General features: G+C 67.4%; 10 protein-coding genes. 9 read left to right on the plus strand and 1 reads right to left on the minus strand.

The features are described 5' to 3' along the window. Positions 1-88: 88 nt before the first annotated feature. The 8 genes from PHLH3_RS09185 to glsB all read left to right on the plus strand — a co-directional run bounded on the left by PHLH3_RS09185 (position 89) and on the right by glsB (position 11,356). Positions 89-1,258 (plus strand): integrase core domain-containing protein, encoded by a 1,170-nt coding sequence (locus PHLH3_RS09185; RefSeq protein ID WP_213625044.1) that lies wholly within the window; start codon positions 89-91, stop codon positions 1,256-1,258. Between the two features lie 505 nt (positions 1,259-1,763). Continuing rightward, positions 1,764-1,853, plus strand: a complete 90-nt coding sequence (locus tag PHLH3_RS09190) for a K(+)-transporting ATPase subunit F (RefSeq protein ID WP_021220384.1) — start codon at positions 1,764-1,766, stop codon at positions 1,851-1,853. An 8-nt stretch (positions 1,854-1,861) separates the two neighbouring features. Then, the gene (gene kdpA / locus PHLH3_RS09195; protein WP_213628980.1) at positions 1,862-3,559 is read left to right on the plus strand and encodes a potassium-transporting ATPase subunit KdpA; all 1,698 of its coding nucleotides are present in this window, start codon (positions 1,862-1,864) and stop codon (positions 3,557-3,559) included. Between the two features lie 11 nt (positions 3,560-3,570). Then, complete coding sequence (kdpB, locus tag PHLH3_RS09200; protein ID WP_213628981.1) at positions 3,571-5,628, plus strand: potassium-transporting ATPase subunit KdpB; 2,058 nt, start codon at positions 3,571-3,573, stop codon at positions 5,626-5,628. 49 nt (positions 5,629-5,677) lie between these two features. After that, the gene (gene kdpC, locus PHLH3_RS09205; protein ID WP_213628982.1) at positions 5,678-6,229 is read left to right on the plus strand and encodes a potassium-transporting ATPase subunit KdpC; all 552 of its coding nucleotides are present in this window, start codon (positions 5,678-5,680) and stop codon (positions 6,227-6,229) included. Continuing rightward, complete coding sequence (locus PHLH3_RS09210) at positions 6,226-8,892, plus strand: sensor histidine kinase KdpD (protein ID WP_213628983.1); 2,667 nt, start codon at positions 6,226-6,228, stop codon at positions 8,890-8,892. Before kdpC ends, PHLH3_RS09210 begins: the two co-directional genes overlap by 4 nt. 123 nt (positions 8,893-9,015) lie before the next feature. Further along, positions 9,016-9,708, plus strand: coding sequence for a response regulator (locus PHLH3_RS09215; protein ID WP_213628984.1), 693 nt, complete (start codon positions 9,016-9,018; stop codon positions 9,706-9,708). Between the two features lie 739 nt (positions 9,709-10,447). Further along, entirely contained in the window at positions 10,448-11,356 is a 909-nt protein-coding gene (gene glsB, locus PHLH3_RS09220; RefSeq protein ID WP_213628985.1) for a glutaminase B, read from the plus strand. 1 nt (position 11,357) lies between these two features. On the opposite strand, the gene PHLH3_RS09225 is transcribed toward glsB, so the two are convergent. Then, positions 11,358-12,380 carry a patatin-like phospholipase family protein gene (locus PHLH3_RS09225; RefSeq protein WP_213628986.1) on the minus strand — a complete coding sequence of 341 codons (1,023 nt, stop codon included), beginning with the start codon at positions 12,378-12,380 and terminating at the stop codon, positions 11,358-11,360. Between the two features lie 201 nt (positions 12,381-12,581). Between PHLH3_RS09225 and PHLH3_RS09230 the strand changes: the two genes are divergently transcribed. Further along, entirely contained in the window at positions 12,582-12,860 is a 279-nt protein-coding gene (locus PHLH3_RS09230) for a hypothetical protein (RefSeq protein ID WP_213628987.1), read from the plus strand. Positions 12,861-12,989 lie beyond the last annotated feature (129 nt).

Genomic DNA, 12,989 nt, shown 5'->3' on the forward strand with positions numbered 1-12,989 from the left:
GTATGACTCACCCACATAGGTGACAAATCGGTTCAACCACATGGGTAACAGTTTTTAACCTGGCGGGGTTCCCTCAGGAGGGTGCCCCATGCCTTGGCGAGAGCTGAAACCTATGGACGAAAAAGTACTGTTCATTGCTGATTACCTCAGGCAGGTGAGCAGCTTTACTGGGCTTTGCGAGCACTTCGGCATTAGCCGCAAGACGGGTTACAAGTGGGTCGAGCGCTACAGACAAGCCGGGATGCAAGGGCTTGCCGAGCAGAGCCGGCAACGGCACCACCAGGAGCGAATTCCCTACGTCATCCGTCAGTACATCCTCGACTTACGTCGCCGCTCGACAGTTGAGCTAGGGCCCAAGAAGATCCAAGCACTGGTCGAAAGGCGATACCCGGGCCAGAGCCCCTCCAGAACCACGATCTACATGATCCTCAAGCAAGAGGGGCTCGTTACTCCACGCCGAGTCCGCCGCCGGGTACCGAGCTATCCAAAACCGCTGAAGACGACCCATGAGCCCAATGAGCTCTGGAGCGCGGATTACAAAGGCCAGTTTCTGACCCAGGACGGTAAGTGGTGCTACCCCCTGACGGTTATGGATCACGCCAGCCGATACCTCCTTGCCTGTGAAGGAATGGCAGGGACACGACTGGAGGAGACCAAGGCAGTCTTTGAGCGGCTGTTTCGTTGTCATGGGCTGCCGCTGCGACTGCGGACCGACAACGGAACACCGTTTGCCAGTACGGGCAGAACTGGTTTGACTCAGCTGTCGATCTGGTGGTTACGTCTGGGCATCATTCCGGAGCGCATTGCCCCAGGGCGGCCTGAGCAAAATGGGCGGCATGAGCGCATGCACCGGACCTTGAAACGAGCAGTCACCCAGCCTGTGGCGGCGCACATGGCAGAGCAACAACAGCGCTTCGATGAGTTCATTCAGGACTACAACCAGCAGAGACCTCATGAGGCCCTGAAGCAGCAGACACCCAGCCAGTGCTATCAGGAGTCGCCACGTGCTTATCCAGAACAGTTGCCGGAGCTGACGTATCCGGGCCATGTCGAAGTCTATCGGGCAGATTGCAACGGCATCCTCAATCGAAGGGGATTACGTATCTACGTAGGGCACCTCCTCAAGCACGAACAGATTGGATTGGAGCAGATTGGTGAAGAACTCTGGGCTGTGCATTTCGGCCCAGTTGTAATTGGCCGTCTGGATGAGCGAGAACAGCAGGAGGGTTATCTATCCTTGAAAGTGTCACCCATGTGACTGAACTCATTTGTTACCCATGTGGTTGATCCATACATGCCCCTGCATACGGGGCTGGCTCCGCCAGACTTCCCTCGCTCCATCATCGTTACTCGCTGCGCTCGCCCTTCGGGCCGCACTGAAGTGCGTTCGCCGCAAGCGTCGTCCAGGGGGCACGGCGCGAAGGGCCATCCCTGGCCCATCGCGCCTCTCGCGACATCCATGTCGCTCAACCCCTGAAACGACGATTGCGCTCGGCCTCCTGAAAGGGGCATTTGGCGGCTGCTCCAACGACTTTGTTCGCTCTGCAGAATCCTTGTTTGCATCACAATTTGATTCACGTGGCTCTCCTTCGTGGGAGCGAATTCATTCGCGATGCTTTCCCTCCGCCCCTCAACCCCAAGCCTTGTCCCGCGTTCTTTACGCTTTCTTTATGCCCCGCCCCGGGTCCCCGTCTCGTCCCTTTACGCCCCTGATGCCGAGAATTCCTCCAAAGCGGCGCAGTCCGCATATCGGAGCGACAGTCATGAGCATTCTCGACGGGTTGTCCCTGGCGATGGCCACGGGGCTTTTCATCTACTTGCTGGTTGCGCTGCTGCGCGCCGAACGCAGCTAGGGGGCGTCATGCAAGTACAGGACTACGGGCTGATTCTGGCCTTCTTCGTGCTGGTGCTGGTGCCAGCGCCCTTCCTCGGCCGTTTCATCCATCGCGCGATGGAGGGTGAGCGCACCTTCCTCACGCCGCTCTTCGCCCCCGTCGAGCGCCTCTGCTACCGCATCGCCGGGGTCGACCCGCACAGCGAGCAGGACTGGAAGACCTACACCCTCGCGCTGCTGCTGTTCAACGCCGCCGGCCTGGCACTGCTGTTCACCATCCTCATGCTGCAGGGCATGCTCCCGCTCAACCCGCAGAAGCTGCCGGGCCTGGAATGGACCCTGGCCTTCAACACCGCCGTGAGCTTCGTCAGCAACACCAACTGGCAGGCCTACAGCGGCGAGGCGAGCCTCAGCTACTTCAGCCAGATGGTCGGCCTGGGCGTGCAGAACTTCGTCAGCGCCGCCGTCGGCCTCTGCGTGCTGGTAGCCCTGGCGCGCGGCATCAGCCGGCGCAGCAGCGACAAGCTCGGCAACTTCTGGGTCGACCTGACCCGCGGCACGCTCTATGCGCTGCTGCCGCTGTGCCTGCTGCTGGCGCTGTTCCTGGTCTGGCAGGGCGTGCCGCAGACCTTGCTCGACTATGTCAGCGTCCACACCCTGGCCGGCACCGACCAGGTGGTCCCGCTCGGCCCGGCGGCCAGCCAGATCGCCATCAAGCAGCTCGGCACCAACGGGGGCGGCTTCTTCGGCGTCAACTCCGCGCACCCGTTCGAGAACCCCAGCGCGTGGAGCAACCTGCTGGAAGTGGCGTCGATCATCCTGATCCCCGCCGCCCTGGTGTTCACCTTCGGCCACTACGTCAAGGACCTGCGCCAGAGCCGCGCGCTGCTGGCGACCATGCTGATCCTCTTCGTCATCGGCCTGGGCGTGACCCTGTACAGCGAGTACCAGCCCAATCCGGCCCTGGCCGCGCTGCCCATCGAGCAGTCCGGTTCCCTGGAGGGCAAGGAGAGCCGCCTCGGCATCACCGCCTCGGCACTCTGGGCGGTGACCACCACGGCCGCGTCCAACGGCTCGGTGAACTCGATGCACGACAGCTTCAGCGCCATCGGCGGGATGATCCCGATGTTCAACATGATGCTTGGCGAGGTGATCTTCGGCGGCGTCGGCGCGGGCCTCTACGGCATGCTGCTGTTCGTGCTGATCGCGGTGTTCCTCGCCGGCCTCATGATCGGCCGCACCCCTGAATACCTCGGCAAGAAGCTGGAGGCCCGCGAGGTGCGCCTGCTGGTGGCGACCCTGCTGGTGATGCCGGTGGGCGTGCTGGTGTTCTGCGCCCTGGCGGTGAGCCTGCCGGGCCCGGCGGCCTCCATCACCAACCCCGGCGCCCACGGTTTCAGCCAGGCGCTGTATGCCTACACCTCGGGCACCGCCAACAACGGCTCGGCCTTCGCCGGCTTCGGCGCCAACACGCCGTTCCACAACATCATGATCGGCCTGGCCATGCTCCTCGGTCGGTTCGGCTACATCCTCCCGGTGCTGGCCATCGCCGGCAGCCTGGCGGCCAAGCAGCGCGCGCCGGTGGGCGGCAACAGCTTCCCCACCCACGGCCCGCTGTTCGTCACCCTGCTGACCCTGACCATCCTCCTGGTCGGTGGCCTGACCTTCCTCCCGGCATTGGCCCTGGGGCCGATTGCCGAACACCTCGCGCTGATCGGCCTTTAAGGGAGACCCGCATGAACGCCCCTATCCAGGCGCCGAAGAATGGCGCCAAGCAGCAACAACCCCGTACAGCCATCGCCGCGCTGTGGAAGCCGGCGCTGGTGCAGGCCTTCGCCAAGCTCGACCCGCGCCAGCTCAAGCGCTCGCCGGTGATGCTGGTGGTGGAACTGACCGCCGTGGTCACCACGGTGCTGTGCTTGATCCCCAACCCGGCGGTGTCCACCGGCCTGGCGGTGCAGATCGCCCTGTGGCTGTGGTTCACCGTGCTCTTCGCCAACTTCGCCGAGGCCCTCGCCGAAGGCCGTGGCAAGGCCCGCGCCGACAGCCTCAAGGCCGGTAGTCAGGGCCTCAGCGCCCGCCGTCGTGCTGCCTCCGGGCAGTTCGAGACGGTGGCCGCCAGCAGCCTGCGTCGTGGTGACCTGGTACGCGTCGAGGCCGGCGAGCTGATTCCCGGCGACGGCGAGGTGGTCGAAGGCATCGCTGCCGTCAACGAGGCCGCCATCACCGGCGAATCCGCACCCGTGATCCGCGAGTCCGGCGGCGACCGCTCGGCGGTCACTGGCAATACCCGCGTGGTCTCCGACTGGCTGCTGGTGAAGATCACCGCCAACCCGGGCGAGTCGACCCTAGACCGGATGATCGCCCTGGTGGAGGGCGCCAAGCGCCAGAAGACCCCCAACGAGGTGGCGCTGGACATCCTGCTGATCGGCCTGACGCTGATCTTCCTGCTGGTGGTCGCCACCCTGCAGCCCTTCGCCCGCTTCGCCGGTGGCGACCTGCCGCTGGTGTACCTGGTGGCGCTGCTGGTGACCCTGATCCCCACCACCATCGGCGGCCTGCTCTCGGCCATCGGCATCGCCGGCATGGACCGCCTGGTGCGCCTCAACGTCATCGCCAAGTCCGGCCGCGCCGTGGAGGCGGCGGGTGACGTGCACGTGCTGCTGCTGGACAAGACCGGCACCATCACCTTCGGCAACCGCCGCTGCAGCGCACTGGTCAAGGCCCCGGGCGTGAGCGGCAAGGAGCTGTCCGACGCCGCGCTGCTGGCATCGCTGGCCGACGACACGCCGGAAGGCAAATCCATCGTCGAGTACCTGCGCGCCCTCAGCGCCATGGTCGAGCCGGCACGCGACGAGGTCACCGCCATCGCCTTCAGTGCCGAGACCCGCCTCTCCGGGGTGGACTGGAACGGCCACAGCTACCGCAAGGGTGCGGTGGACGCGGTGCTGGCCTGGGTCGGCATGAGCCGCGCCGAGATGCCCGAGCAGCTGTCCCGCGAGGTCGACAAGATCGCCCAGAGCGGCGGCACCCCGCTGCTGGTGGCCGCCGATGGCAGGCTGCTGGGTGGCATCCACCTCAAGGACGTGGTCAAGCCCGGCATCCGCGAGCGCTTCGCCGAGCTGCGGCAGATGGGCATCCGCACCGTGATGGTCACCGGCGACAACCCGCTGACCGCTGCCGCCATCGCCGCCGAGGCGGGGGTGGACGACGTGATCGCCGAGGCCACGCCGGAGAAGAAGCTGGCGCGCATCCGCCAGGAGCAGGGCGAGGGCAAGATGGTCGCCATGTGCGGCGACGGCGCCAACGATGCGCCGGCGCTGGCCCAGGCCGACGTCGGCCTGGCGATGAACGACGGCACCCAGGCCGCCCGCGAGGCCGCCAACCTGGTGGACCTGGACTCCGACCCGACCAAGCTGCTGGACGTGGTGCAGGTGGGCAAGGAGCTGCTGGTGACCCGGGGTGCGCTGACCACCTTCTCGGTGGCCAACGACGTGGCCAAGTACTTCGCCATCCTCCCGGCCCTGTTCGCCGGCATCTACCCGCAGCTGGGCGTGCTCAACCTGATGCAGCTGCACAGCCCGCAGAGCGCCATCCTCTCGGCCATCGTGTTCAACGCGCTGATCATCATCGCGCTGATCCCCCTGGCCCTGCGCGGGGTGCGCGTGCAAGCCGCCGACGCCGCCAGCCTGCTGCGCCGCAACCTGCTGATCTACGGCCTGGGCGGGCTGGTGGCGCCCTTCATCGGCATCAAGCTGATCGACATCCTGCTCACCGCCCTGCACCTGGTCTGATGCCTTTCCCCCTCTCCACGGAGAGGGGACTTAATCCGAGGAACTGAATATGCTTACGCAACTCCGTCCCGCCCTGAGCCTGCTGGCCCTGATGACCCTGATAACCGGCGTCGCCTACCCGCTGTCCGTCACCGCCGTCGCGCAACTGGCCTTCCCGGCGCAGGCCAACGGCAGCCTGGTGCGCGACGCCAAGGGCGATGCACGCGGCAGCCTGCTGCTGGCGCAGCAGGTGGAGGGGGCCCAGTGGTTCCAGCCCCGCCCCTCGGCCGGTGGCTATGCCACAGTCGCCAGCGGTGCCAGCAACCTGGCCCCTAGCAACCCGGCGCTGGTCGAGCGCATCGCCAAGGACGCCACCGAGCTGGGCGCGCTGGGGCAGGGCCCGGTGCCCATGGCCCTGGTCACCACCTCCGGCAGCGGCCTCGACCCACACCTGCCGCTGGCCGCCGCGCGCTACCAGATCCCGCGGATCGCCGAGGCGCGGGGCATTCCCGCCGCGACCCTGGAGCGCCTGGTGGAACAGCAGGCCGAGCGCCCGCTGATCGGGCCGGCGGTGGTCAACGTATTCGCCCTCAACCTGCGACTGAACGAGATGCCTGAATGAGTGATGCCGGCCGTGCCGATGCGTTGTTGGCCGACCTGCCGCGCGAAGGGCGCGGCCGGCTGAAGGTCTTCCTCGGTGCCGCGCCGGGCGTGGGCAAGACCTTCGCCATGCTGCAGGCGGCCCAGGCGCAGTTGCGCCAGGGCGTCGACCTGCGTGTCGGCGTGGTCGAGACCCACGGCCGCGCCGAGACCGAGGCGATGCTCGCCGGGCTGCCCCAGCAGCCGCTGCGGCGCCTCGAATACCGGGGCGTGCCGCTGACCGAGATGGACCTGGACGGCATCCTCGCCGCGCCGCCGAAGCTGGTGCTGGTGGACGAACTGGCCCACAGCAACGCCCCCGGCAGCCGCCACGCCAAGCGCTGGCAGGACGTGCAGGAACTGCTCGCGGCCGGCATCGACGTCTACACCACGGTCAACGTCCAGCACCTGGAAGCGCTCAACGACCAGGTGCTCGACATCACCGGCGTGCAGGTGCGCGAGACCCTGCCGGACTGGGTGCTGCAGGAGTCCGACGAGATCCTCCTCATCGACCTGCCGCCGCGCGAGTTGCTGGAGCGCCTGCGCGAGGGCAAGGTCTACGTGCCCGAGCAGGCCCGTGCGGCCATCGACGCCTTCTTCTCCCAGACCAACCTCACCGCCCTGCGCGAACTGGCCATGCAGACCGCCGCCGCGCGGGTCGATGCCGATCTCAACCGCCGCTATCGCCTGCAGGGCCAGGAGGCGCCGACGGTGCGTGGCCGCCTGCTGGTGGGCGTGGACGGCAGCGAGCAGGCCGAGCGCCTGGTGCGCCACGCCTGCCGCGTGGCCGAGCGCCGCCACCTGCCCTGGAGCCTGGTGCACGTGGACACCGGCGGCACGCAAAGCGAAGAGGCCCGCACGCGCCTGCAGGCGGCCCAGCAACTGGCCGAACGCCTGGGGGGCGAAGTGGTGACCCTGCGCGCCGAAGGCGTGGCCAGCACCCTGATCGAACACGCCAACGAGCGCCGTGCCAGCCTCCTGCTGGTGGGCCGCAGCCGGCAGCGCCTGCGCCGTCGCTGGCTCGGGCGTGGGGTGGCGGAGCGCCTGCTGCGCCAGGCCGAGGGACTGGAGATCAGCGTGCTGGACACCGACGCCGACGCGCGCCCCGCCAGTGCCCGGTCGCGCCACCCGGTGCCCCTGGGCGACTACGGCCTGGCCCTCGGCGCCGCGCTGGCCGCCAGCGCCCTGGCCTGGGGCGCCTACCAGGTGCTGGCGCTGCCGAACATCTCCCTGGTGTTCCTCGCCGCCGTGCTGCTGGTGGCGGTGCGCAGCAGCCTGGGCCCGGCGCTGCTCTGCGCCGGTGTGTCGTTCCTGGCCTACGACTTCCTGTTCATCCCACCGACCTTCTCCCTGACCATCGCCCGCCAGGAAGACGTGCTGACCCTGCTGTTCTTCCTGCTGATGGCCGGCCTCACCGGCAACCTGGCCTCGCGCCAGCGCCGCCAGCTGCAGGCCCTGCGCGCCACCCAGACGGAAACCACCGCGCTGCTCGACCTCTCGCGCAAGCTCACCGCCGCCACCGACCGCCAGGCCGTGCTCAGCGTCGCGGCCCAGCAGTTCATCCCCTGGACCGACGTCGAGGTGTGCCTGCTGGCGCGCAGCCGTGATGGCGTGTGGAAGGTCGAGGCCGGCGTGCAGCGCCTGCTGGCGGACCAGGAGCGCGCGGCGGCGGAGTGGTCCTGGCAGCACGACCAGGTGGCCGGGCTCGGCACCGGCACCCTGCCCAGCGGCCGCTGGTGGTGGTTGCCGCTGTCCGGCGAGGAGGGGCCGCTGGCGTTGCTCGGGGTCAGCCCGCGCGACGGTGCACCGCTGCCCGCCGAGCGCCGCCGATTGCTGTCGGCGCTCGGCCAGCCCCTGGCCCAGGCGCTGGCGCGCGCGCAGCTGGCCGAAGACCTGGAGGCCGCACGCCTGCATGGCGAGACCGAACAGCTGCGCAGCGCGCTGCTGGCCTCCGTTTCCCACGACCTGCGCACGCCGCTGACCGCCATGCGCGGCTCCATCGACAGCCTGCTGGCGCTCGGCGAGGCGATCCCCCTGGAGGACCGCCGCGAGCTGCTGGAAGGCACCCGCGATGAGGCCGAGCGCCTCGACCGCTACATCCAGAACCTGCTGGACATGACCCGCCTCGGCCACGGCGGCCTCAAGCTGGCCCGCGACTGGGTGGCGCCGGTGGACATCGTCGCCAGCGCCCTGCAGCGCCTGCGCCCGGTGCTGGCGCCGCTGAAGGTGGAGACCGTGCTGCCCGCCGAACTGCCGCTGCTCTACGTGCACGCCGCACTGATCGAGCAGGCGCTGGTCAACGTGCTGGAGAACGCCGCGCGCTTCTCGCCGAGCCAGGGCCGCCTGCGCGTGGCGGTGACGGCCGACTCCGAGGAGCTGCGCTTCGCCGTCAGCGACCAGGGGCCCGGCATCCCGGCCGCCGAGCGGGAGAAGATCTTCGACATGTTCTACACCGCTGCCCGTGGCGACCGGGGCGGGCAGGGCACCGGGCTGGGCCTGGCCATCTGCCAGGGCATGGTCGGCGCCCACGGTGGCCGCGTGACGGTGGGCGAGGGGCTGGACGGCAAGGGCACCACGCTCACCCTGCACCTGCCGCTGCATCCGCAGCCGGTGCTGGAGGAGGAGGCGGGTGATGGCCCGCTGTAGGAGCGGATTCATTCGCCATGCGGGCCGCAGGACCGCCGCGTGCGACCCGGTGCGGCGTTGCCGCCCTGGGCGAATGAATTCGCCCCAACACGATTCGGTAGCCAACGGATTTCGAAGGACAAGATGACGACCAACCAACCAACCCTCCTGGTGATCGACGACGAGGCGCAGATCCGCAAGTTCCTGCGCATCAGCCTCACCGCCCAGGGCTACAAGGTGCTGGAAGCCGCCAACGGCACCGAAGGCCTGGCCCAGGCGGCCCTGGCGCGGCCGGACCTGGTGGTGCTCGACCTGGGCTTGCCGGACATGGACGGCAAGACGGTACTGGCGGAGCTGCGCGAGTGGTCGGCGGTGCCGGTGCTGGTGCTTTCCGTGCGCGCCAGCGAAGGCGAGAAGGTGCTGGCCCTGGACGGCGGCGCCAACGACTACGTGACCAAGCCCTTCAGCGTGCAGGAGTTCCTCGCCCGCGTACGGGTGCTGCTGCGCCAGGCCGGTGGTGGCGAGCAGCAGGAGGCGGTGGTCGAAAGCGGCCCGCTGAGCGTCGACTTCGCCTACCGCCGGGTGACCCTCGATGGCGCCGAGGTGGCGCTGACCCGCAAGGAATACGCTGTGCTCGCCCAGCTGGCGCGGCACCTGGGGCGGGTGGTGACCCAGCAGCAGCTGCTCAAGGACATCTGGGGCCCGACCCATGTCGAGGACACCCACTACCTGCGGGTGGTGGTCGGCCACCTGCGGCTGAAGCTCGGCGACGACCCGACCGAGCCGCGCTTCATCGTCACCGAGGCCGGGGTCGGCTACCGCCTGCGCGAGGGCTAGCCGTACGACTTCCTCGTAGGTCGGCGACTGTCGTAGGGGCGACTTCAGTCGCCTCTTCCGTGGGAGCGAATTCATTCGCTCTGTCTGCGTTAAGTGTTGCAGGGGATTTGGAGCTCGGTTGATTGCCGAGTCTTGCTGATGGCTTCTGTTTCGCCTTGCCGGGCGAGTTTCTTTCTTCAGTCGCCAAGAAAGAAACCAAAGAGGCTTGCCCCTGCATACGGGTCTGGCTCCGCCAGACTCCCCTCGCTCCATCATCGTTTCAGGGGTACGCCGCGAAGGGCCATCCCTGGCCCATCGCGGCTCTCGCGACATCCATGTCGCTCAACCCCTGAAACGACGATTGCGCTCGGCCTCCTGAAAGGGGCGTTTGGCGGCTGCTCCAACGTAGAGGCTCACGACTTCACATTGATGTGCGCATCACCACCGGATGAACGCAGCTGCTGGTGGCTTTCGTAGGATGGTGTAGAGCGAAGCGAAACCGATGCGGTGAGTGTGTCAGGAATCCAGAATCGTCCTGAAAGAACCGTTCTTGAGCCTTTTCGTTGAGTCCACAACAGCTAACGCAGACAGAGCCAATTCATTCTCGATTGGGCGGCACTACGCTGGCGCCCACCCGGCGAATTGTCGTCCCGTGCCCGCTTTTTGCGCGTGGTACTTCCCCCGCTGTGTTGCGCGACCCGAATCCGTCGTCTAGCGCTTAATCCAGGCGCCTGGCGCCATTCGTTGCCGGAAGGAAGACATGCAACAACTGCTCGACGAGATCCTCGATGAAGTCCGCCCGCTGATCGGGCAGGGCAAGGTGGCCAGCTACATCCCGGCATTGGCCGGGGTGACGGCGAACCAGCTGGGCATTGCGGTGTACAGCAATGAGGGCCAGCTCTATTGCGCCGGTGACGGGCGCACGCCGTTTTCCATCCAGAGTATTTCCAAGGTCTTCAGCCTGGTGCAGGCGATCCAGCATTCGGGCGAGGATATCTGGCAGCGCCTGGGCCACGAGCCGTCGGGACAGCCGTTCAATTCCCTGGTGCAGCTGGAGTTCGAGCGCGGCGTGCCGCGCAACCCCTTCATCAACGCCGGGGCCTTGGTGATCTGCGACATCAACCAGTCGCGTTTCGCCGCACCGGCGCTGTCGATGCGTGATTTCGTGCGGCGCCTGAGCGCCAACCGCGACGTGGTGGCGGACGAGGTGGTGGCGCGCTCGGAGTACCAGCACCGCGCGCGCAATGCGGCGGCGGCCTACCTGATGCAGTCGTTCGGCAACTTCCACAACGATGTCGAGGCCGTGCTGCGCAGTTACTTCCACCACTGCGCGTTGCGCATGAGCTGCGCGGACCTGGCCCTGGCCTTCAGCTTCCTGGCCAACGAGGGGGTGAGCCCGCACAGCGGCGAGGCGGTGCTGAGCGGTCGGCAGACCAAGCAGGTCAACGCGCTGATGGCCACCAGCGGCCTGTACGACGAGGCCGGCAACTTCGCCTACCGGGTCGGGCTGCCCGGCAAGAGCGGGGTGGGGGGCGGCATAGTCGCGGTGGTGCCGGGGCGCTTCACCGTCTGCGTGTGGTCGCCGGAGCTCAATGCGTCCGGCAACTCGGTGGCGGGCATGGCGGCGCTGGAGAAGCTCTCCGAGCGTATCGACTGGTCGATCTTCTGACTCAGTCCTGCTCGTACTTCTCCAGGGTGTCGCGGGCGATCTGGCGGCCCAGCTGGATCAGCTCCGGCGCCTTGTAGAACTCGAAGAAGCGGCACACGCGCTTGGGCACGTTGATCAGGACGTCCGGCGGGTAGCCGGCGATCTTGTACTGCGCCAGCGACGTCTGCATCACCTCGAAGCTCTGGTTCACCAGGTCCAGCAGCGAGGCCGGGCCGACGCTGGCGACCACCTGCGAGCCGCTGGCCGAGCTCGGCGCGCCTTCCTTCTGCGGCGCCGCGGCCGGTTGCTGGGCGCCGGGTGCAGCAGCGTCCTCGACCCAGGGATTGGCGATGGGCGCGGTGGCGCCTTCGAGCAGCAGTTCCTCTTCGACGCCGCGCTTGCGGAAGGGCAGGCGCTCGCCGAGGGAACTCATCATCTGGTCGATGCGGCCCTTGAAGGCCGGCGGTCGTTCGATCACCGGCAGCTGGTACTGCTTCTGGTTGGTGGAGTTGAGGTTGACGGCGATGATCAGGTCGCAGTGGCTGGAGACCACCGGCACGATGGGCAGCGGGTTGAGCAGGCCGCCGTCCACCAGCATGCGCGAGCCCTGCATCACCGGGGTGAACAGGCTGGGGATGGCCGCCGAGGCGCGCATGGCCTGGTGCAGGCAGCCTTCCTGGAACCAGATTTCCTGCTGGTTGGTGAGGTCGGTGGCGACGGCGGTGTAGGGGATGGCCAGGTCTTCGATATCGATGTCGCCGACGATCTCGCGGATGCGCCCGAACACCTTCTCGCCCCGGATGGCGCCCAGGCGGAAGCTGACGTCGAGCAGGCGCAGCACATCGAGGTAGTCCAGGCTCTCGGTCCACTCGCGGTATTCGTCCAGCTTGCCGGCGGCATAGATGCCCCCGACCACCGCGCCCATGGAGCAGCCGGCGATGCAGGCGATCTCGTAGCCCCGCGCCTCGATTTCCTGGATCACGCCGATATGGGCATAACCCCGGGCCCCGCCGGAGCCGAGGACCAGTGCGACACGCTTGCTCATGACTTCACCTTTTCCTACACAAGGGGCAGACGATACCTGTGGGGAAGGGCGAGGCCAAGTGAATGGGCGTCTCCTTGTGGCGGGAATGCTACGGTCCCTTGAAAAGCTGGCCTGGAGGGCGCTGGGCGGAATTTTTCCTGTTCCGTACCGTCTTAACCACCATTAGACTCATGGCCATTTCACATCCCGAGGAGAACCCCCATGAAAGCCTGGATCAGCCTGCCCTTGATCGTGCTGGTGCTCGCCGGTTGCGCTGGCAAGACGGCCTACCGCGACAGCTGCGAGTCCCAGCTCGACGCGGCCTGGAGAGAACTCGACCTGGCCAAGGCCGAAGGCTTCGCCGGCACCGTCAGCTACTCCAAGGCGCTGGGCCTGCTCACCGCGGCCAAGACCGAGCAGCAGTTCGAACGCTTCGAGGGCTGCACCGCCAAGGCCGACAAGGCGCGTTTCTACATCCGCGAGTCCCGCGCCGGGCGCTGAGGCGCCGGAGTGGCAAGGGCCGGGGCATGCCCCGGCTTTTTTGTGGGCGCGTACTGGCCTGAGGACGCGGGGACGCAGTGGAACGTGCCTCGCCTCAGTGCCCGCCGGCATCGCGCATAGCCCTTTCCT

Source organism: Pseudomonas sp. Pc102, from assembly GCF_018408275.1.
GTDB lineage: Bacteria > Pseudomonadota > Gammaproteobacteria > Pseudomonadales > Pseudomonadaceae > Metapseudomonas > Metapseudomonas tohonis.

Bases quoted from the DNA above. Each gene is read 5' to 3' on its own strand.
- kdpA (WP_213628980.1), top strand. From the start codon at position 1,862: ATGCAAGTACAGGACTACGGGCTGATTCTGGCCTTCTTCGTGCTGGTG.
- PHLH3_RS09210 (WP_213628983.1), top strand. From the start codon at position 6,226: ATGAGTGATGCCGGCCGTGCCGATGCGTTGTTGGCCGACCTGCCGCGC.
- PHLH3_RS09230 (WP_213628987.1), top strand. From the start codon at position 12,582: ATGAAAGCCTGGATCAGCCTGCCCTTGATCGTGCTGGTGCTCGCCGGT.
- PHLH3_RS09225 (WP_213628986.1), bottom strand. From the start codon at position 12,380: ATGAGCAAGCGTGTCGCACTGGTCCTCGGCTCCGGCGGGGCCCGGGGT.
- kdpB (WP_213628981.1), top strand. From the start codon at position 3,571: ATGAACGCCCCTATCCAGGCGCCGAAGAATGGCGCCAAGCAGCAACAA.
- PHLH3_RS09190 (WP_021220384.1), top strand. From the start codon at position 1,764: ATGAGCATTCTCGACGGGTTGTCCCTGGCGATGGCCACGGGGCTTTTC.
- PHLH3_RS09185 (WP_213625044.1), top strand. From the start codon at position 89: ATGCCTTGGCGAGAGCTGAAACCTATGGACGAAAAAGTACTGTTCATT.
- kdpC (WP_213628982.1), top strand. From the start codon at position 5,678: ATGCTTACGCAACTCCGTCCCGCCCTGAGCCTGCTGGCCCTGATGACC.
- PHLH3_RS09215 (WP_213628984.1), top strand. From the start codon at position 9,016: ATGACGACCAACCAACCAACCCTCCTGGTGATCGACGACGAGGCGCAG.
- glsB (WP_213628985.1), top strand. From the start codon at position 10,448: ATGCAACAACTGCTCGACGAGATCCTCGATGAAGTCCGCCCGCTGATC.